Genomic DNA, 19,778 nt, shown 5'->3' on the forward strand with positions numbered 1-19,778 from the left:
CCTTCAGCGGCTGTTCTGTCCTCGCACGCTTTCACCGCCCGGCGGCAGGGACAACTGTCACTGTGTAGCGCAGCGGCGGTGCAGGGCTGACAGCGCGTCAACCCGGACGCTGCGCTTTCCGGGGCGGTACGTGATCTGCACTCACCTTTCCGTCGGTCCGCGTGCCGGTCAACCACTCATTCCGTACCGTGGATCGCGCCGCCCGGGCGACCGGCCGGCGACGGTAGCATCCGCGACGTGCGGACTGTGCGGGTACGGCTGCCGGGTGACCCGGCGGGGACGTCCGGGGACGAACTCGCCGCCGGGGTGCGGGCCTGGGTCCAGTCACCGCCGCTGCGCGCCCTGGTCGCGCACTTCGGCGGCGACTGGCCGGCCGGTGGGCTCGACGCGGTGCTGGCCGGGCTGGACGACTTCTCCGCCCGGCACTGGGACTTCCGGGACGGCCGGGAACGCCCGGACGCCCGGGAACCGGCCTTCGACCCGGCCACCGCCGGGCTGGTCCTCGCCTCGGCCGACGCGCTGGGCCTGGTCCGGGCCGCCCCGCCGGCCCTGCCCCGGTACGCCCACCTGCTCGTGCTCGGCGGGCTGGCGCACGCCTGCCTGCGACGCACCGAATACGCCGCGCACCTGGTACGGACCGGCACCGGGGTCGGCGGCGAGGTCGCCGTGCTGGGCAGTTTCCGGCCGCTGTCGCCGGCCGAGTCGCGGACCCTCGACGCCGCCGGGGTCCCCGGCTGCGCCACCGAGGTGGACGTCCTCGACGCCGGGGTGCGCGCCGCGTTCGGCGTGGACACCCCGCACGAGGAGGCCGGCGCGGATCCCGGGCATCCGCACCGGGCCTGGTCCTCGCGGACCTACCGGCCACCCGGCCGACCGCCGGTACGCGTGCTCGCCGCCCGTCCGGCGAACCCGAGCGGCGTCGCGCGCACACCGCCGACACCCAGCGGTTCTGGGCCGAGCACGTACGGCTGGGCGGCGCCGACCGGGTGCTGATGGTGACCGCCCCGATCTACGTGCCCTTCCAGCACTGCGACGCGCTGCGCACCCTCGCGGTGCCGTACGGCTGCGGCATCGACACCGTCGGGGTGGACCCGGCGTCGGCCGCGCCGGCCGGGATACCGGAGCCCACGCTCACCCCGGGCCGCTACCTCCAGGAGATCCGCTCGGCGATCCGCGCGATGCGGGCCCTGCACGACCTGCTGCCCCCGACCGCCTGAACGGGCCCGGTCGACGCCCGGCGGACCGCCGGGCGTCGACCGGTGGACGGTCAGTTCACGTACACCGGGCTGCCGCCGACGGTGCTGTCCTTGACCGGCGAGTACCGGACGCTGAAGTACGAGGTGCTGAAGCAGGTGCTGGGCCCGGAGGACTTGGTCAGCACCTGGTTGGTGAAGACGATCGAGTTGGTCGAGTTGACCGCAGTGCCGTTCAGGCCGGCCGTCTTGTAGACGCAGGTGATCGGGCCGAGCAGCGTGTTCAGCACGATCGTGCTCTGGATCGACCCGGAGATGGTCACCGCACCGGCACTGGTCACCGACGTGGTGTACGGCAGGTTGTTGACGGTGATGCTGCTGACGCCGGTGGTGCCGAGCACGTTCGTGGTGCAGCTGCCGAAGGTCTGCGCGGTGAGGCTCTCGGTGGCGGTGCCCGGGGCGGTCGGGTTGGTCAGCACCTTGGCGCTGAAGCTGGAGGCGGCGCACTTCACGCCGGTGGTGCCGGTGGTGGTCGAGTAGAAGGTCGCGCTGGTGCCGCTGGCCAGGCCGGCCTGGATCACGTGGCCGACGGCGACGGCGGAACCGCCGACGCTGCCGTAGGTGAGCACCGACGAGGCGAGCGAGGACGTCGGGGCGGCAGCGGCCGGGGCCGCACCGAGCAGGCTGGTCAGCAGGGCCACGGTGGCGAGGCCGGCGCCGGTTCGTCCGTACCTGGGCATGGTTCTTCCTTCCGGTGGTGGAACGGGGGTGTCGGGCCGCCCGGACCCCGGGCGGCGGGGGCGCGGTCCCCGTGCGGCCTCGGGGGCCGGACGGGTCGGGGCCGTCCGGGGCGGACGGCGCGGGCCGGACCGGTCGGGGTCCGGCCGGGCGGTGGCGGATGCCGGGCGTCAGCGCGGCGGGTGCGGTGGTGCCTCGCGGCGTGGCCGCGTCACCTGCGTCTCTCCGGCCTTGGGAGGGGACTCGTGGGTGGCGATAATGGCTGCCATCGCGCCCTCCTTCGACGAGCTCGGGGTGATCGCCCAGGGAGATCACCAATCGTGACTGGAGGCCAACTCAGAGTGCAGAATTTATAAACCCCTGAGGGTCGCAAAGTCAATGCATCCAAGGAGGTCGATCACTTGACCGCTCCGCGCCGTCCGCGACCGGCGCCCGTCCCGCTGCCCGGCGCGCGCCCCGGCCGCGACCCGGACCGCGCCATCAAGCGCGGCCCACGCCGGGTCTCCGCCGAGGTGGTGGCGGCGACCCAGCGCGACCGCCTCTTCGACGGGCTCGTGCAGGAGGTGGCGACGAGGGGTTACGACAACGCCCGGGTCACCGACATCTGTCGCGCCGCGGGGGTGACCCGCCCGGCCTTCTACGCCCTCTTCACCGGCAAGGAGGACGCCTTCCTCGCCGCCTACCGGCACGGCATCGCGGTGGTGTCGCAGCTGATGGAGAACGCCTACCGGGAGGCCGGTCCGCAGTGGCCGGACGCCGCCCGGGCCGCCCTGCGCACCCTGCTGGAGGTGCTCGCGAGCGTGCCGGCCTTCGCCCGGATGGCCCTCGTGGAGGTCGACGCGGCCGGTCCGGCCGCCCGCCGGGAACGGGACGCCCTGCTCACCAGCTTCCGCCGGTTCTTCGTCGACGCCGGGCCGGTGGACAACGCGGTCGACCGGGACCTGCTGGTGTCCACGGTGGTCGGCGGCCTGTACGCGACCATCCGCAGCCGGGTGGCGCAGGGGCCGGTCGAGGAGCTGTCGCAGCTGCTCCCGGTGCTCACCTACGCGGCCACGGCCCCGTTCCTGGGGCGGCAGACGGCGAGCCGGGCCACCCACCCGGTCCGCCCCGACGGTCCGGCCGCCACCGCACCCTGCGCCGAGCCGGTCGCCGGCCGAGCGGACGCGGCCCGGTGAGGTGAGCGCGGGTAGGAAACCCGCCGGGGTTCTCACCGTTGGCCGCATTTCGCAGATGCCGCCCAACGTCGCCCCACTACCCACTGTTGACCCCACCTTTACCCAGCGGTAACTTCGGCCTGCGTCCCCTGGGCGCGGCACCGTGCGCAGCCAATTCAGGTCTCTTCCACCACACCGGCGAGCGGCCGTCCCGCCGATGAATTGATCTCGAAAAGGAGCCGCCATGTCCGAGCAGACCGCACCGATCGAACCGGACCCGCCGCAGAGCGGGGTCCGCTGGCGTCGATTCGCCGTCACCTTCGGCACCGTGGCGGTCGGCGCGGCCGGCATGATCGCACTGACCGCCCAGGGCGCGCTCGGCGCGCAGTTCGCCATCTCCGGCATGCCGTTCACCGTCACCGCCGACCGCCTCGACGGCACCGGCTTCGAGCAGTTCGCCACGATCGACCACATGATCGAGAACAGTCCCAACGAGGGCGACACCGGCGGCCAGGTGCTGGTGATGGTCTCCGCGATCGACCGGGCGAAGCTGACCAACCTCTGCCAGAGCATCAGCCTGGGCGGGATCAACCTGCGGATCACCGCCGGGGACGCCGGCACGCCGGTCACCGCCAGGACCCTGGTCGTCGACGGCGACGAGGTCGCCGGCAACGCCTCGTTCACCAACATCAACGTCGGGCAGGACGCCAGCACCCTGGACCAGGTGCCCGGCGTACGCGGCAACCCGGGCGTCTTCTCCCAGCAGGCCGACAAGGTGACCATCACCAACGTCCGGCAGCACAACTACGCCACCACGGCGGCCGTCTTCACCCTGCCGAACCTGCACATGTCGTTCAGCTCCGACGAGTGCTGACATGACCACCGAGGACCACGCCGCGGTGCCGGCCGTCCGCCACCCCGGCGGGCGCTGGCGCCGCTGGCGGCGGGCCCGCCCGTTCACCGCCGGCCTGCTGATCACCCTCGGCGGCGCCGAGATGCTGGTGACGCTCCGGGCACCCCTCGGCGTGCTGCTGCACGTCGGGCCGCAGGGGCTGGCCGGCTACCTGGTGCCGATGATCCTGGTGCTCTGCGGCGTCCTGCTGGTCACGGCCCCGCAGCAGCGGGTCTTCTACGCGCTGCTCTCCCTGCTGCTGGGGCTGATCTCCTGGCTCACCTCGAACCTCGGCGGGTTCGTGGTCGGCATGCTCCTCGTCCTGGTCGGTGGCGCGCTCGCCTTCGCCTGGACGCCGGACAAACGGCCCGCACCCGCCCCGGTCGGGGCGGACGCCGACGCCGCCCCGTCCGCTCCCCGGGACCCGGCGGACGCCGCCGCCCCACCGGCTCCCCGGGATCCGGAGGACGTCGGGGCGGACCTGCTGCCGGGCGGCGACCCGCCGGAGCGGGCCCCGGTGGAACGGGCCTGACTCAGCGGGCCGTGTCGGCCACCGCCTGGGCGAACACCTCCGAGCGGTGCTCGAAGTTGCGGAACCGGCCATAGCTGGGGGCGGCCGGCGAGAGCAGCACCACCCCGCCGGTCGGGGTGAGCTTGCGGGACAGTCCCACCGCGTCGACCAGGTCCTCGGCGAGTTCGGTCCGCACCCCCGGGAGCCCGGCGAGCGCCTCGACGATGCGCGGGCCGCTGTCCGGGATGCCGATCACGGTGATCTCCCGCTCGGCCAGGTGGTCCCGTAGCGGCGTGTAGTCCAGGCCCCGGTCGGTGCCGCCGACGATCACCGTCAACGGCCGCCCCTCGTACGCGTCGATCGCGTGCATCGCCGCGTACGGGCTGGTGGCCAGGGTGTCGTCGACGAAGGTGAGCCCCGACGGGTCGGCGATCTCGGTGAGCCGGTGGGCCAGCCCTTGGAAGCCGGCGACCGCCACGGCCAGGGTGTCCTTGCGGGCGGCGACGTCCACGCCCAGCGCGTCGAGGACGGCGAGGGCCACGCAGAGGTTGCCCTCGTTGTGCCGGCCCACCAGCGGCAGCACGGCGCGCGGGAAGAGCGGCTGGTCGCGCAGGTGGAACCAGGGCGTACCGTCCGGGCCGGTGGCGACGTGGGTGGTCTCCGGCCGGCCGGCGCGGACCACGGCCCGGTCGCCCAGCTCCACGGCCAGGCGCGGGTCGGCGCCGTTGACCACCACGGTGTGCGGGCCGTGGTCGAGCAGGTTCAGCTTGTCCCGGTAGTACTCCCGTTCGCCGCCGTGCGCGTCGAGGTGCTCGGGGAAGAGCGCGGTCACCACGGCGACCCGGGGCGAGTCGGCCAGGTCGGCGCACTGGTAGCTGGACAGTTCCAGCACGTACAGCTCGGCCTCGGGCAGGTCGAGCAGGGGCACGCCGATGTTGCCGCCGAAGACGTTGGGCCGGTCCATCGCGGCCAGCAGGTGGCTGATCAGGCTCGACGTGGTGCTCTTGCCCTTGCTGCCGGTCACCCCGACGGTGCGGTCCGCGTGGTCGGCCATCCAGAGCGCGCTGCCCTGGGTGACGGTGACGCCCCGGTGGCGCAGCTCGACCATCCACGGGTGGGTGCTCGGCACGCCGGGCGAACGGACCACCACGTCGGCGGCGGCCAGCCGGGCGAAGCCCTCCTCCCCGGTGACCAGGGGCGCCGCCGCCGCGAGCGGACCCTCCCAGGGCAGGGTGAGAAAGTTGGCACTGTCGTCCACGGCGACCAGGCCGGCCGGGCCGTGCGCGGCGATCGCGGTCACCGCCGCCCGGCCCTCCCGGCCGGCCCCCCAGACGGCGACGGTACGTCCGCGCAGGTCAGACAGGCGCACAGGCTCTCCTCGGGGGTTTCGACGACGATCGGCGGCCGGGGTCCGACGCAGCCGGACACGGCGGACGAACCAGGGCCTAGTATGGCGTGTGCCCAACGAGCAGCTCCGGCGGATGGACGCCTTCACCTTCCCGTCCTACTCGATCGACTTCGCCACCGGCGAGGCGTTGTTCGACTACGCCCTGACCGGACCGGACGGCGAGCAACGGTTCACCGAGGTGATCACCCTGCCGCTGCCGGCCGAGCCGGTCTCCGATGCCACGGCCGCCACCCTCGGTCGGGTCCTGGAGCTGCTGCACGTGGTCGCCGGGGTCAGCTACTACAAGGCCGCCGCGCCGCCCCGGCTGGTGCTGCCGGCGCCGCTGGGCGCGGCCGCCGTCGAGCTGGTCACCGCCGTCTACACCAAGGGCCTCGCCGAGTACGCGTACCGCAACCAGCTGCCGCACGTGCTCCAGCTGCGCCCCGAGGTGCCGACCGGTTCGGTCACCCCACCCCGGGTGTACGACGACTCGGACCGTCGCCCGCTGTCGGCCGTCGGCGGCGGCAAGGACTCGATCGTCAGCCTGGAGGCGCTGCGCCGGGCCGGCTTCGACCCGGTGCCGTTCTCGGTCAACCCGAACCACGTCATCGTCTCGGTCAACGAGGCGTCCGACCTGGTGCCGCTGGCCGCGCGCCGGCGGATCGACCCGGTGCTGTTCGACCTCAACGACGCGGGGGCGCTGAACGGGCACATCCCGGTCACCGCGATCAACTCGCTGATCGCGGTCGCCACCGCCGTGCTGCACGGGCTGGGCCCGGTGGTGATGTCCAACGAGCGCTCGGCGTCCGACCCGAACCTGATCTGGAACGGTCACGAGATCAACCACCAGTGGTCCAAGGGCGTCGAGGCGGAGGGGCTGCTGCGGGCCGCCCTCGCCGAGCACGCCGGCCTCACCGAGCCGTACTTCTCGCTGCTGCGGTCGCTGTCGGAGCTGCACATCGCCCGGCTCTTCGCCGCGATCGACCGCTATGACGACGTGGTGACCAGCTGCAACGCGGCGTTCAAGTTGCGCGACGCGAGCGAGCGCTGGTGCCGCAACTGCCCGAAGTGCCGCTTCGTCTTCCTGGCCATGGCGCCGTTCATGTCCCGGGAGCGGATCACCCACATCTTCGGCGGTGACCTGCTCGCCGACCCCACCCAGCTCCCCGGCTACCGGGAGCTGCTCGGGGTGGACGGGCACAAGCCGTTCGAGTGCGTGGGCGAGGTCGAGGAGTCGGTGGTGGCGCTGAGCCTCCTCGCCGAGCAGGAGCAGTGGCGCGACGCCCCGGTGGTCCGCGCCCTGGTCGACGCGGTCCCCGACACCGCCTGGTCGGCGGCGGCGACCTCCGACGTCTTCACCCCCGGTGGCCCCAACTTCATCCCCTCCACCTACGCCAAGACCCTCACCGCCCTCACCTAACCCACCCCCACCCGCCCACCCCACCTCTCGCGCCGCACTTTCACGGAAAGAGTGGCCATTCCACGCCCCATGGCCACTCTTTCCGTGAAAGAGGGATCGGCAGGGCGGACGGGCGGAGGGTGGGTCAGGGGGTGCGGATGGCGTCGAGGGCCAGCAGGGCCACGTGGAGGGAGAGGCAGGCGTCGACCGAGTCCAGGTCGGTGTCGAGGATGCGGCCGATGCGGGCCAGCCGCTCGTAGAAGGCCGGGCGGGACAGGTGGGCGGCGGCAGCCGCGGCCGACTTGTTCCGGCCCTGCTCCAGGTAGGCGCGGAGGGTACCGAGCAGTTGCTCCCGGGGGTGCTGCGCGTCGTAGGCGAGCAACGCGCCCAGTTCCCGCTCGACGAAGGTCTGCAGCCGGGGCTCGTCCCGCAGCAGGTGCAGCAGGCCGGCCAGCCCGACGTGCGGCAGCCGGAAGATCGGCAGGTCACGGCGGTCCCGGCGGGCCGCCTCGGCGATCTGCCGCGCCTCGATCAGCGACCGGCCGGCCTCCCGCAGGCTGCCGACCCCGGAGCCGGCGGCCACGATCACCGCTGCTGGACGGGGCGGGGCGGCGTCGAGGCGTACCCGACGCACCGCCGCGGCGAACGCGGCCAGGGCCTTCTCCTCGCCGGCCGGGTCGGGCAGCGCCAGCAGGACGCCCACGGCCTGGTCGTCGACGGCGCTGGTGAGGCCGGTGAGTCGGGCCTCGCGCAGCGCGTGGCCGACCGCCTCGGCCAGGTCCCGTAGCCGGGCCGGGCCGGCCTCGGGGCCGGTCTCGGCGGCGGCGCCGTCCCCGGCCGGGTCGTCGGCGCGGTGCCGGACCACCACGCCGACCAGGTGCCGACGGTCCAGCGCCACGCCGAGTGCCTTGGCCCGCAGCGCCACCTCGTCGACCGGGCGGGAGTGGTCGAGCAGGGCGGTGAGCAGCGTACGGTGGATCTGCCGTTCGAGGCCCTCGGCGTCGCGCCGGATCAGCCGGCCGAGCGCCAGGGTGGAGGCGGCCCGCTCGATCAGGATGGTCAGCCGGGTCGGCGGGGTACCGGCCGACCAGCGCAGCAGCAGCCGGCCCCAGTCCTGGCCCCGGGCGCCGACGGTGGTGACCAGCCAGCCGCTGTCCGGGTCGTACGCGGTCCGCCCGGCCGGCCGGATCCGCCGGGAGTGCTGCTCCCAACCGTCCAGCAGCAGCTCCGCGCTCTCCCCCGCCGGGTCGTACGCGAGCACCTGCCGGGACAGGTTCTCCAGCACCACCGGGCAGCCGGCCAGCTCGGCGGCCTGGCGTACCACCTCGGTGGGGCCGGCGCCCTCGACGGAGAGTTCGGTGAACCGCTGGTGGATCTCCTCGGTGGCGCGCAGCTCGGTGAGCTGGGCGTCCACGATCAGCGCGTGCACCGCCTCGGTGATCCGTACGAACGGGGTGGCCCGCCGCAGCTCGACCAGGGGCAGTCCGCGTCGCTCGGCGGCCGCCGCCATCACCCGGGGCACCCCGCTGACATAGCGGCGGCCCAGCTCCACCACCAGACCGGAGACCCCGACGTCGGCCAGGTCACCGATGAACGCGCGCAGGCCGGCGTCGTCGGCGGGCAGCCCGATGCCGGTGGTGAGCACCAGCTCCCGCCCGCCGAGCAGGGTGGCGATGTCCGGCACCTCGGTCACGTGCACCCAGCGGACCGGCTGGTCCAGCCCGGCCTCCCCGGCGACCAGGCGCGGGGCGCCGTGGCGGACCGGGTCGAGCGCGAGAACCTCACGGACGGTAGGGAACACGGGCGACACGCTACCCTGCGTCACCCCAGGTCTCGAACCGCCGAGTCTTCGATCCGGGCCTGGTGCTCAGCGGGAGGCATCGCCCGGACCGGGAAGGCGACCGCCCCGATCCGGGCGAGAGGGTCCCGCTGCATCGCTCAGTCGACGCCGAACTCCATCGCGGCGCGGTCCAGTGCCTCGTCCTCGACGGAGGGGACGCCCCGGGAGGCGATGGCCTCCGCGCCGCCCTGCGGCATCGCGCCGATCAGCCCGGTCGAGGCCGCCTGCGCGGCGCCGACCATCCGCTGGGGCGTCGCACCGACCATGCCGAGGGTGGCGTACTGCTCCAACTTCGCCCGCGAGTCGGCGATGTCCAGGTTGCGCATGGTGAGCTGGCCGATCCGGTCCGACGGGCCGAACGCCGAGTCCTCGGTACGCTCCATCGACAGCTTGTCCGGGTGGTAGCTGAACGCCGGGCCGGTGGTGTCCAGGATCGAGTAGTCCTCGCCCCGGCGCAGCCGCAACGTCACCTCGCCGGTGACCGCCGTGCCGACCCAGCGCTGCAGCGACTCGCGCAGCATCAGTGCCTGCGGGTCCAGCCAGCGCCCCTCGTACATCAGCCGACCGAGGCGGCGACCCTCGTTGTGGTAGTTCGCCAGGGTGTCCTCGTTGTGGATGGCATTGACCAGCCGCTCGTACGCGGCGTGCAGCAGTGCCATGCCGGGCGCCTCGTAGATGCCCCGGCTCTTGGCCTCGATGATCCGGTTCTCGATCTGGTCCGACATGCCCAGGCCGTGCCGGCCGCCGATGGCGTTGGCCTCCAGCACCAGGTCGACGGGGCTGCCGAACTCCTTGCCGTTGATGGTCACCGGGCGGCCCTGGTCGAACCCGATGGTGACGTCCTCGGTCGGGATGTCCACGGACGGGTCCCAGAACCGGACGCCCATGATCGGAGTGACCGTCTCGATGCCGGTGTCGAGGTGCTCGAGGGTCTTCGCCTCGTGCGTGGCGCCCCAGATGTTGGCGTCGGTCGAGTACGCCTTCTCGGTGCTGTCCCGGTAGGGCAGGCCGCGTTCGAGCAGCCACTCCGACATCTCCCTACGCCCACCCAGCTCGGTGACGAAGGCGGTGTCGAGCCACGGCTTGTAGATGCGCAGCTGGGGGTTGGCCAGCAGGCCATACCGGTAGAAGCGCTCGATGTCGTTGCCCTTGAAGGTCGAGCCGTCGCCCCAGATCTGGACGTCGTCGGAGACCATCGCCCGCACCAGGAGCGTCCCGGTCACGGCCCGGCCCAGTGGGGTGGTGTTGAAGTAGGCGCGCCCGCCCGAGCGGATGTGGAAGGCGCCGCAGGTGAGCGCCGCCAGGCCCTCCTCGACGAGAGCGGTGCGGCAGTCGACCAGTCGCGCGACCTCGGCGCCGTAGCTGAGCGCGCGACCGGGCACCGAGGCGATGTCGGGCTCGTCGTACTGGCCGATGTCAGCGGTGTAGGCGCAGGGAACGGCGCCCTTGTCGCGCATCCACGCGACCGCGACCGAGGTGTCGAGACCGCCGGAGAAGGCGATGCCGACACGTTCGCCGATGGGCAGGGAGGTGAGAACCTTGGACACAGGAAGATCATGCACCCAACTGCATTCTTATGCAATCGGATCCGGAGACTCCACCGGCCGACGGTGTCTTTCCTGCGGTCGAGTAGCGTCGCCATGATCGTGATCAACCGGAAGGGGAGGCATGGACGGGACGACGGTCGACCGGCGTACCTTCGGGAAGCTGGTCGGTGCCGCGGGGGTGGGGACGCTCGGCGCGGGAGCACTCGGGGCGGCGCCGGCGGGCGCCGCGCTGCCCATCTGGACGACGTCCGGTACGGCGGTCAGCTCGCTGAGCGCGTTCGACGACACGATGAAGAGCTTCATGCTGGACCGGCAGATCAGCGCCGGGCAGCTCGCGGTGACCTATCAGGGCCGCCTGGTGCTGGCCCGCGGCTACGGCAACAACTCGCCGCAGAACATCCGGCCCACCACGTTGTTCCGGGTGGCCAGCCTCTCCAAGTCGTTGACCGCGGCGGCGCTCGTCCGGCTGGCGCAGGACGGCAAGCTGAGCCTCGGTGACCCGGTCACCAAGTTCCTCGACTTCATCCCGCCGGCCGGGCAGACCGTCGACCCCCGACTGAGCCAGGTCACCCTCTGGCGGCTGCTGCAGCACACCGGCGGCTGGGACAAGGACCTGACCAACTTCGACCCGGTGTTCCGGGACAAGGTCATCGCCGACGCGCTGGGCGTGCCGATGGAGCTGACGCACGCCGACGTCATCCGGTTCATGTCCGGCCAGCCGCTGATGCACGACCCCGGCTCGACGGTCTCCTACAGCAACTACGGCTACCTGCTCGCGGGCCGGATCATCGAGAAGGTCAGCGGCCTGCCCTACGAGACGTACGTCCAGCAGGCGCTGCTCGCCCCGCGGGGCATCACCCGGATGGCGAGCGGGTGGACGATCGGTCGGCGCAGCGGCGAGGTGGGGGGCTACGGGTCCCAGTACACCGGCCCGACCGTGCTGGACAACTCGGGCACCATCGTCAACGCCCCGTACGGCACGTTCAGCATGCGCATCCACGACGCCAACGGCGGCTGGCTCGCCTCCGCGGTGGACCTGGTGCGCTGGGCGGCCACCTTCGACAGTGGCAACACGGTGTTGAACAGCACCTCGCTCAGCCGGGTGTTCGCGGTGCCCAACCCGACCGGGGTGAACGCCGACGGCTGGTACTACGGCCTGGGCTGGCAGGTCCGCCCGGTCACCGGCGGCACCGGACGCAACACCTGGCACACCGGCAGCTTCGCCGGCACCTACAGCATCATGGTGCGTACGTACCAGGGGATGAGCTGGGCGGCCGTGCTCAACCGGCGCGACGACGAGTCCGGGCTCAGCTACAGCACGATCGACTCGGCACTCTGGGCCGCGTCCCGCGCGGTGACCAGCTGGCCGACCCACAACCTCTGGTCGACGTACTTCGGCTGAGCCGCACCGGCGTCGGGGGCGGCGACCGTCGTCCCCGACGTCACAGCGGGTCGTCGCGGCCCAGCTCCCAGCAGGCGACGGCGGTGGCGGCGGCCACGTTGAGCGAGTCCACGCCGCGCCGCATCGGGATCACCACGCGTACGTCGCTGGCGTCCATGGCCGCCCGGGTCAGGCCGGCCCCCTCGGCCCCCATCAGCAGGGCGGACCGGGCCCGCCGGGCCGCGTCCAGCCGCTGGATCGGCACCGCGTCGGGCGCGGGCGTCATCGCCAGCACCGTGAAACCCGCCGCCCGGACCTGGGCCAGCGCGTCCGGCCAGGGTTCCAGCTTCGCGTACGGGACGGCGAAGACCTCGCCCATGCTGACCCGGACACTGCGCCGGTAGAGCGGGTCGGCGCAGGTCGGCGAGAGCAGCACCGCGTCCACGCCCAGGCCGGCCACGGCCCGGAAGATCGCGCCGAGGTTGGTGTGGTTGTTGACGTCCTCCAGGATCACCGCCCGACGGGCGTCCGCCAGCACCTCGGCCGCGGTCGGCAGCGGCTTGCGGTGGAACGAGGCGAGCACGCCCCGGTGCACGTGGAAACCGGTGGCCCGCTGGAGCACCGCCGGGGTGGCCGCGTAGACCGGGGCGTCGCCGGTGTCCAGGTCGGCGAGCTGGTCGCTCCGCTTCGCGTCCACCAGGTAGGACCGGGCCGGGTAGCCGGCCCGCAGCGCCCGCCGCAGCACCAGCTCCCCCTCGGCGATGAAGAGGCCGTGCGGCGGCTCCCAGCGGGTACGCAGCTCGACGTCGGTCAGCGCACGGTAGTCGGCGATCCGGTCGTCGTCGGGGTCGGTGATCTCGTGGACGGGCACCCGACGATTCTGCCGCACGCGCCGGCCCACCCCGCGCCGCGCGGGTGCCGGGCGAGGGACGTCACCGTGGCCCGGTCAGCCCGCCCGGTGGTAGCGCAGCAGCACGGACCTGCCGTCGAAGCCTCGACTGTCGACCAGCCGCAGGTCGACCCGGCCGGTCCCGGGGAGGACCGGCTTCCCGCCGCCGAGCACCACCGGATGCACGATCGCCTGGTATTCGTCGACCAGGCCGAGCGCGGTCAGCGCCGCACCGGCGCCGGCCCCGCCGGTGAGCAGCAGGTCGCCGTCCGTGCCGGTGCGGAGCTCGGCGAGTGCCGTGGCGAGGCCGGCGCCGCCGACCACCCGGGCGCCGTGGCCGGCGGCGGTCAGTGTGCGGGACAGCACGACCTTCGGGGTACGCCGCCAGATCGGCGCGAAGGCCAGGTCGTGCGGGTGGTCGCTGTGGGACTCGGCCTGCGGCCAGTAGTGCGACATCATCTCCCAGACCCGGCGCCCGTAGAGGAACGCGCCGGCCCGCTCGCTCAGCTCCAGCGAGTACGCCGACAGTTCCTCGCCCATCGCGGGCCAGTCGAACTCGCCGTTCGGGCCCTCGATGAAACCGTCGACCGACTGGTGCACCCAGTAAATGATCTTTCCCATGGCGATTCTCCCGGATCGGTCGCGCCCCGGCGGGACGCGTACCGGTGGGGTCGGAGCCGGCCGGCGCGATCCGACAACCGGCCCGGCCGAACTTGTGCCGTCGGGGTACCGTGCCCGGGCGTGGCCCCTCCCGTGATGATCGCGCTGGTCGGGGTGGACGGATCGGGCAAGAGCACCCAGGCGCGCGCCCTCGCCCGGCGACTCACCGCCGCCGGCACCCCGGCCCGGTACTTCGAGAACGCCGGCGGTCGGCCGCTGTGGAACCGGCTGGCCCGAGCGTTGGGCCGGCCGGACGGCAGGGCGCTGTTCGGTCGTACCCGATATGCGGCCCTGGAGGCGGCGGTGCGCGCGGCGGCGATGGCCCGCACGGTGCTGGTCAGCCGGGTGACCGGGCGGACGGCGGTGCTGGACCGCTGGACCTGGTGCCAGGACGTGATCATGACAGCGCGGGGTGACCGGGGCCGGCGGGCGGTCCGGGCCGCGTACGCGATCTTCCCGCGACCGACGGTGGTCTGCTTCCTGGCCACCTCGCCCGAGGTGGCGCAGGCCCGGGTGACGGCCCGCGGCATCGACACCGAGGAGCTGGCCCACCTGCGGGCGCTGGACGCCGCCTACCGGGCGCTGCCGGAGTTCGGCACGTTCGTGGTGGTCGACGGCGACCGGGACCCGGAAGAGGTGGCGGCGGCGCTGGACCGGCTGGTGGCACCGCTGGTCGGCTAGATTGCCGATCATGGAGTACCACCTGGTGGACCGGCTGCCCACGGTCGACGAGTTCGTCGCCGTCACCACCGCGGTCGGCTGGACCGACGCGTACGACCCGGTGGCGATCCCGGCGTCGCTGGCCGCCTCGCTGCACGGCGTGGTGGCCGTCGAGGGCGACCGGGTGATCGGGCTCGGCCGGCTGATCGGGGACGGGGCGATCTACTACTACCTGCAGGACCTGGCGGTGCTGCCGGAGCGGCAGCGGCGCGGGGTCGGCACGGCGATCCTGGGCCGGCTTGAGGGGTGGATCGCCGGTCGCGCCGGCACCCGCACCTTCGTCGGCCTCTTCGCCGCCGGGGACTCGGTCGGCCTCTACCGCCGCTTCGGGTACGCGGTGCACGACGACATGACGGGCATGTTCCGCGTCGGCCCGTACCGCCCGGGGCGGTGAGCGGGGGCCTCCCCCGTCGGGCTAGCCGCGGCGGTTCTGGAGCCAGCGGAGCAGGTCGGGCGGCAGGTTGTCGCTGGGCGTGGGCGACGTCGGCGTGGGCGTCGGGGCGGGCTGCGGCCTCGGGCGTTGCGGGTCGCCGGCCAGCTCCCGGCTGGGCGCGGTGAAGTCCTTCACGGGCTGCCCGTCGACCGCGGTACGGATCACCCGGGCCACCGCGTCGATCACCTTCGCCTGGACCGGCGAGCCGACCAGGTCGGTCGAGTCGTCCGGGTTGGCGGCGATGCCGGCGACCGCCACCTGCGGGGTGAAGCCGACGAAGGTCTCGGTGGCGTTCCGCTCCGAGCTGCCCGTCTTGCCGGCCACCGGCCGGTCCACGATCCGGCCCACCGAGGTGGCCGTGCCGCCGTTGCACTGCCCGTACGCGGACTGCTGGCCGACCGGGCAGCGGGCCGCGTCGGTGGCGGCCCGGGCCACGTCGGGCTCCAGCACCTTCTTGCAGGACGGCTGTCCGACGGCCACCTTCTCGCCGTTAGCGGCGGTCACCGAGACCACCGGCAGCGGCGTGCAGTACGTCCCCTCGGCGGCCACCGTGGCGTACGCGTTGGCCAGGTCGAGCGGGGTGGTGGCGGCGACGCCGAGGGTGAACGCCCCCCAGTTCTTCGCGTCGTTCCTGGCGAAGGCGGCGTCGGAGTCGGCCCGGAAGGTGATGCCGAGCCGCTGCGCCATCTCCACCACCTTCTCCTCACCGACCTGCTCGGCCAGCCAGACGAAGTACGTGTTCACGGAGCGGCCGAAGCCGTCCCACATCATCCGGTACCCGTCCATCCACTCCGGGTTGGCGTTGGCCGGGCACCACTTGCCGTCGCAGTTGCCCTCGGCGTCGGAGGCGTACCGGGTGGGCAGTTTGGCCGGCGCGTCGAAGCCGGTCGCGAGGGGCTTGCCGGCCTCCAGCGCGGCGAGCATGGTGAACAGCTTGAAGGTGGAGCCGGCCTGGTAGCCGTCGACGCTGGCCCCGCCGGAGATCAACGGGTTGACGGTGTTCGGGTGGTTGGCCTGCCCGGCCGGGTTGTCGGCGAGGCTGTAGTGCCGGTTGACCGCCATGGCGAGCACCCGGCCGGTGCCCGGCTGGACCGCCGCGATCGGCAGCGCCCGCTTGTTGTCGTACCCGTAGACGCCGGTGGCCTGCTGCTGCGCGGTCTGCTGGATCTTCGGGTCGAGGGTGGTGACCACCGTGTAGCCGCCCCGGCGCAGCGCCTGCTCACGCTCCTCGGCGGTGCCGCCGAAGGCCGGCTGGGTCAGCCACCACTGGCGCAGGTAGTCGCAGAAGAAGCCCCAGTCGTCGTGTCCCTGGGCCACGGCGGTGCAGCCGTTCGGCTGGGCGGTGGGGTGCAGGGTCAGCTTCTCCGCCTTGGCCGCGGTGGCCTGCTCAGGGGTGATCGCGCCGGTCCCGGCCATCGCGTCGAGCACGTAGCCGCGGCGCTGGAGCGCCTGCTGCGCGTCGCCGTCGATCGGGCTGTACGCGTCGGGCGACTGGACCAGCCCGGCGAGCAGGGCCGCCTCGCCCAGGGTCAGGTCGGCGGGCGCCTTGCCGAAGTAGCGCTGGCTCGCGGCGGCGACGCCGTACGCGCCGGAGCCGAAGTAGGCGATGTTCAGGTAGCGGTTGAGGATCTCGTCCTTGCTGAGGGTCTTCTCCAGCGCGGTCGCGTACCGGATCTCCTGGAGCTTGCGGCCGACGGTCTGCTCGGTGGCGGCCTGCCGCTCCTGCGCGGTGCGGGTGGGGTCGGTCTTGAGCACGTTGCGGACGTACTGCATGGTCAGCGTGGAGCCGCCCTGCGCGGTGCCGCCGCCGGAGACGTTGGCGACCAGGGCGCGGGCGATGCCCCGCAGGTCGGCGCCGCCGTGCGAGTAGAAACGCCGGTCCTCGGCGGCCACGATCGCCTGCCGCATCACCGGGGCGATCTCCGCCAGCGGCACGTCGGTGCGGTTGACGTCGTAGAACGTGGTGATCAGGGTCTTGCCGTCGCTGGCGTAGAGGTAGGAGCGCTGCGGCTGCGCGGGGGTGCGCAGCGCGTCGGGCAGTTCCGCGTACGCCCCGAGGGCCGCCTTGGTGAGCTGACCGCCGATCAGGTTGCCGGGCAGCGCCGCGACGGCGAGGACGAGCCCGGCGAGCAGGCCCGCGAGCAGCACGGTGAAGAGCCGCGACAGCGGCGACCGGGAGGACGGCATGCCCTCCAGGATTACCGCGAAAGCCGCCAACCGGCCACCCCGTCAGGCAACTGTCAGTTACCTCACGGCAACTCCCCAGCCTCCCCCCACGCCGCCGACTGGCCGCCGCACGCCGGCCGCCGCCCCGTTGATCATGGAGTTGGCGGCGATGTGGATCTCTGAAAGTGCCGCAAACTCCATGATCAACGACGCTGGGCGGTGGGGTGGGTGGGGTGGGTGGGGTGGGTGTCAGGTGGGGAGGGGGCCTGGGGGGGTGGGTGGGGTGGCGGCGACGCTGGCGGTGGCGGCGTCGCGGGCGATGGTGGCCGGGACCAGGCGGCCGGAGCGGTAGCCGATGCCGATGCCGGCGACCAGGACGAAGATCGCCCCGAAGGTCTGCAGGGAACCGATCAGCGCGCCGCCGAGGCCGAGCAGCGGGGCGGCGATCATGAGCATCACCCCGTCGCCGTAGCTGAACATGCCCGACCGGGCGACCGACCAGCCGGTGAGGAACCAGCCCGCGCTGTAACAGAACGCCCCGACCAGGACCAGGCTCCGGGCGGTGGTGCCGAAGACCGGGGTCTGCTCGGCGAGCCCGGCGAAGGGCAGCATCAGCACCATGCCGGCGAGGCTCACCAGCAGCCCGGCCGCGGCGACCCGCCGGCAGCGGGTGGCGGCGAGCAGGCCGGTGAGGGCCAGCAGCGCGAGCAGGCCGAGCCAGACCGCGGCCACCCACCCCACCAGGTACACCGGCCGCCCGTCGGCCGGGTAGGGGTCGTTGCCCACCCCGCCGTCGCTGGCCATCGCCACCGCGCCGTAGAGGATCGCGTACGCGGGCAGCAGCCAGACCGCCGCACGGGCGAAGCGGCGTACGGACCAGGCCCAGCTGGCGTTGGTGGCCGGGGCGGCCGGCCCCGGGTCGGGGACGAACGGCAGCACCCCGAACCCGCCCCCGGTACGCCGGGTGCCGAGCGGTCCGGCGGGGTCGTGCGCGCCGGTCACCGGGGTCCTGGACCACAGGCGGTTCGCCGGATCCTTCATGCGTCACCTCGCTCCGCCGACGGGCGGCGCGGGACGCGTACGGCGCCCCGACTCCTGCTCACCACCCGTCCTCAGACCGATCGTGGCAGGCGTCGGGACGCCGTATGAGTGTTTCTCGCATTTGCCGTCCGGGATCGGACGGCAGCCCGGGTCAGCCCCGCTCGCGCCGGTCCGTCGGGTCGTTGAGCAGGCTGTCCGGGGAGACCGGCTCCGGCGCCGGCAGCCCCTGCGGGGCGGTGCCACCGGTGGCCTGCGCCTCGGCGACGCGTACCTCGTCGTGGATCTGCTGGGCGGCGTTGGCCGCCGCCCGGGCGGCCTCGGCGGCCTCCCGCTCGACCTCGCTGGCGTGGTCGGCGGCCTCCGGTGACGGTACGTCGCCGACCATGTTGGCCAGCCCGCCCAGCGCGCCGCCCATCCCCTCCAGCGCCTTGGTCAGCTCGGTCGGGACGATCCACACCTTGTTGGCGGTGCCGTTGGCGATCTGCGGCAGCGCCTGGAGGTATTGGTAGGCGAGCACCTTCTGGCTCGGGTTGGCCTGGTGGATCGCGTCGAAGACCGTCCGGATCGCCTTGGCCTGACCCTCGGCCTGGAGGATCCGCGCCTGCCGGTCACCGTCGGCGCGCAGCACCGCGGCCTGCTTCTCGCCCTCGGCGGTGAGGATCTGCGACTGCTTGTGCCCCTCGGCGTTGAGGATCGCCGCGCGGCGGTCCCGCTCGGCGCGCATCTGCTTCTCCATCGAGTCACGGATGCTCGGCGGCGGCTCGATCGCCTTGATCTCCACCCGGGTGACCTTGATGCCCCAGCGCCCGGTGGTCTCGTCCAGCACGCCCGACAGGTGCCGGTTGATCTCCTCGCGGCTGGTCAGCGCCCGCTCCAGGTCGAGCGAACCGATCACGTTCCGCAGCGTGGTGACGGTCAACTGCTCGATCGCCTGGAGGAAGTTCGAGATCTCGTAGGTGGCCCGGACCGAGTCGACCACCTTGAAGTAGAGGACGGTGTCGATCGAGACCACCAGGTTGTCCGAGGTGATCACCGGCTGCGGCGGGAAGCTGACCACCTGTTCCCGCATGTCGACCTTGGTCCGGACCGCGTCGATGAAGGGGACCAGCAGGTTCAGGCCCGGGTTCAACGTCCGCTTGTACTTCCCGAGCCGTTCCACCACGTCCTGCCGCTGCTGCGGCACGATCCGTACCGCCTTGACCAGGGTCACCATCACGATCACCGCGATCGCGATCAACAGGACCGCTGCAAACTCCATACCGTTCACCTTGTCCCTTCGGGCAGCTCGCCCGGGGTGGAAATGTCGTCCTGCCAGACCAGGGCGGTCGCACCCTGGACCTTTATCACCTGCACCCGCTCACCCGCCGCGAAGCTCTGCGTCGCGTCGTACGACCGGGCGCTCCACAACTCACCGTCGATCTTGACCAGGCCGTGCTCGGTGTCCACCGGCTCCAGCACCAGGGCGGTGACCCCCTCCAGCGCCTCCACGCCGAACGCCTGCTCCCCGCTCTCCAGCGCGGAGAGCGCGTGCCGGCGGATCACCGGCCGGACCACCGCCACGGAGAGCGCGGAGACCACCGTGAAGACCAGCGCCTGGAGTGGTACGGGCGCACCGAGCGCGGCGGCGCCCGCAGCCGCGAAGGCGCCGGCGGCGAACATGATCAGGAAGAGCGTCGTCGTGAAGATCTCGGCGACGGCCAGTACGACACCCAACACGACCCACAGCACGGCGTCCACGCACCAATCGTGACACGTCGTGGCACGCCGCCCCGCCCCGCGATGATCAGTAAGCTCGGCGGACGCCCCGACCCGCCGACGTCAGGAGAA

The 19,778-nt window shown here is 73.0% G+C and carries 19 protein-coding genes; 9 read left to right on the top strand and 10 right to left on the bottom strand.

Annotation, left to right across the window (positions count from 1 at the left end):
* Positions 1-237: 237 nt before the first annotated feature.
* Complete coding sequence (locus MRQ36_RS02745; protein ID WP_242792440.1) at positions 238-993, top strand: hypothetical protein; 756 nt, start codon at positions 238-240, stop codon at positions 991-993.
* Between the two features lie 2 nt (positions 994-995).
* Entirely contained in the window at positions 996-1,217 is a 222-nt protein-coding gene (locus tag MRQ36_RS02750; RefSeq protein ID WP_242792442.1) for a hypothetical protein, read from the top strand.
* A gap of 50 nt (positions 1,218-1,267) precedes the next feature.
* On the opposite strand, the gene MRQ36_RS33095 is transcribed toward MRQ36_RS02750, so the two are convergent.
* The gene (locus tag MRQ36_RS33095; RefSeq protein ID WP_278187414.1) at positions 1,268-1,933 is read right to left on the bottom strand and encodes a Tat pathway signal sequence domain protein; all 666 of its coding nucleotides are present in this window, start codon (positions 1,931-1,933) and stop codon (positions 1,268-1,270) included.
* 399 nt (positions 1,934-2,332) lie between these two features.
* On the opposite strand from MRQ36_RS33095, the gene MRQ36_RS02760 reads away from it, so the two are divergent.
* The 3 genes from MRQ36_RS02760 to MRQ36_RS02770 all read left to right on the top strand — a co-directional run bounded on the left by MRQ36_RS02760 (position 2,333) and on the right by MRQ36_RS02770 (position 4,509).
* Entirely contained in the window at positions 2,333-3,106 is a 774-nt protein-coding gene (locus tag MRQ36_RS02760) for a TetR/AcrR family transcriptional regulator (RefSeq protein ID WP_242792444.1), read from the top strand.
* A gap of 223 nt (positions 3,107-3,329) precedes the next feature.
* Positions 3,330-3,959, top strand: a complete 630-nt coding sequence (locus tag MRQ36_RS02765) for a DUF6230 family protein (RefSeq protein ID WP_242792446.1) — start codon at positions 3,330-3,332, stop codon at positions 3,957-3,959.
* 1 nt (position 3,960) lies between these two features.
* A complete protein-coding gene (locus tag MRQ36_RS02770; protein ID WP_242792448.1) occupies positions 3,961-4,509 on the top strand; it encodes a DUF6114 domain-containing protein in 549 nt (182 codons plus the stop codon).
* Position 4,510: 1 nt separating this feature from the next.
* Here MRQ36_RS02770 and murD read toward each other — a convergent pair whose 3' ends face one another.
* Positions 4,511-5,857: a UDP-N-acetylmuramoyl-L-alanine--D-glutamate ligase gene (murD, locus tag MRQ36_RS02775; RefSeq protein WP_242792451.1), complete on the bottom strand. Its 1,347-nt coding sequence runs from the start codon at positions 5,855-5,857 to the stop codon at positions 4,511-4,513.
* Positions 5,858-5,945: 88 nt separating this feature from the next.
* On the opposite strand from murD, the gene MRQ36_RS02780 reads away from it, so the two are divergent.
* Positions 5,946-7,295 carry a hypothetical protein gene (locus tag MRQ36_RS02780; protein WP_242792453.1) on the top strand — a complete coding sequence of 450 codons (1,350 nt, stop codon included), beginning with the start codon at positions 5,946-5,948 and terminating at the stop codon, positions 7,293-7,295.
* Between the two features lie 124 nt (positions 7,296-7,419).
* Here the strand turns inward: MRQ36_RS02780 and MRQ36_RS02785 are convergent, their stop codons facing one another.
* Both MRQ36_RS02785 and argG read right to left on the bottom strand, forming a co-directional pair.
* Positions 7,420-9,084, bottom strand: a complete 1,665-nt coding sequence (locus tag MRQ36_RS02785) for a PucR family transcriptional regulator (protein WP_242792455.1) — start codon at positions 9,082-9,084, stop codon at positions 7,420-7,422.
* A gap of 128 nt (positions 9,085-9,212) precedes the next feature.
* On the bottom strand, positions 9,213-10,661 hold the full coding sequence (gene argG, locus MRQ36_RS02790) for an argininosuccinate synthase (protein ID WP_242792457.1): 1,449 nt from the start codon (positions 10,659-10,661) through the stop codon (positions 9,213-9,215).
* A gap of 121 nt (positions 10,662-10,782) precedes the next feature.
* On the opposite strand from argG, the gene MRQ36_RS02795 reads away from it, so the two are divergent.
* The gene (locus tag MRQ36_RS02795; protein WP_242792459.1) at positions 10,783-12,063 is read left to right on the top strand and encodes a serine hydrolase; all 1,281 of its coding nucleotides are present in this window, start codon (positions 10,783-10,785) and stop codon (positions 12,061-12,063) included.
* A gap of 40 nt (positions 12,064-12,103) precedes the next feature.
* On the opposite strand, the gene MRQ36_RS02800 is transcribed toward MRQ36_RS02795, so the two are convergent.
* The gene (locus tag MRQ36_RS02800) at positions 12,104-12,943 is read right to left on the bottom strand and encodes an RNA methyltransferase (RefSeq protein ID WP_242792461.1); all 840 of its coding nucleotides are present in this window, start codon (positions 12,941-12,943) and stop codon (positions 12,104-12,106) included.
* Between the two features lie 45 nt (positions 12,944-12,988).
* Entirely contained in the window at positions 12,989-13,552 is a 564-nt protein-coding gene (locus MRQ36_RS02805; protein WP_242792463.1) for a dihydrofolate reductase family protein, read from the bottom strand.
* Between the two features lie 120 nt (positions 13,553-13,672).
* Between MRQ36_RS02805 and MRQ36_RS02810 the strand changes: the two genes are divergently transcribed.
* Together MRQ36_RS02810 and MRQ36_RS02815 are read left to right on the top strand one after the other, a co-directional pair.
* A complete protein-coding gene (locus tag MRQ36_RS02810; RefSeq protein WP_242792465.1) occupies positions 13,673-14,272 on the top strand; it encodes a thymidylate kinase in 600 nt (199 codons plus the stop codon).
* A gap of 10 nt (positions 14,273-14,282) precedes the next feature.
* Complete coding sequence (locus MRQ36_RS02815; protein ID WP_242792467.1) at positions 14,283-14,705, top strand: GNAT family N-acetyltransferase; 423 nt, start codon at positions 14,283-14,285, stop codon at positions 14,703-14,705.
* 21 nt (positions 14,706-14,726) lie between these two features.
* Here MRQ36_RS02815 and MRQ36_RS02820 read toward each other — a convergent pair whose 3' ends face one another.
* The 4 genes from MRQ36_RS02820 to MRQ36_RS02835 all read right to left on the bottom strand — a co-directional run bounded on the left by MRQ36_RS02820 (position 14,727) and on the right by MRQ36_RS02835 (position 19,688).
* Positions 14,727-16,931: a transglycosylase domain-containing protein gene (locus tag MRQ36_RS02820; RefSeq protein ID WP_242792469.1), complete on the bottom strand. Its 2,205-nt coding sequence runs from the start codon at positions 16,929-16,931 to the stop codon at positions 14,727-14,729.
* Between the two features lie 228 nt (positions 16,932-17,159).
* Positions 17,160-17,951 carry a hypothetical protein gene (locus tag MRQ36_RS02825; RefSeq protein ID WP_242792471.1) on the bottom strand — a complete coding sequence of 264 codons (792 nt, stop codon included), beginning with the start codon at positions 17,949-17,951 and terminating at the stop codon, positions 17,160-17,162.
* 151 nt (positions 17,952-18,102) lie between these two features.
* Positions 18,103-19,209, bottom strand: a complete 1,107-nt coding sequence (locus MRQ36_RS02830) for an SPFH domain-containing protein (protein ID WP_242792473.1) — start codon at positions 19,207-19,209, stop codon at positions 18,103-18,105.
* 5 nt (positions 19,210-19,214) lie between these two features.
* Positions 19,215-19,688, bottom strand: a complete 474-nt coding sequence (locus tag MRQ36_RS02835; RefSeq protein ID WP_242792475.1) for an NfeD family protein — start codon at positions 19,686-19,688, stop codon at positions 19,215-19,217.
* Positions 19,689-19,778: the final 90 nt, after the last annotated feature.

The sequence above is a fragment of the Micromonospora sp. R77 genome (genome assembly GCF_022747945.1).
In the GTDB taxonomy this organism is placed as follows: domain Bacteria; phylum Actinomycetota; class Actinomycetes; order Mycobacteriales; family Micromonosporaceae; genus Micromonospora.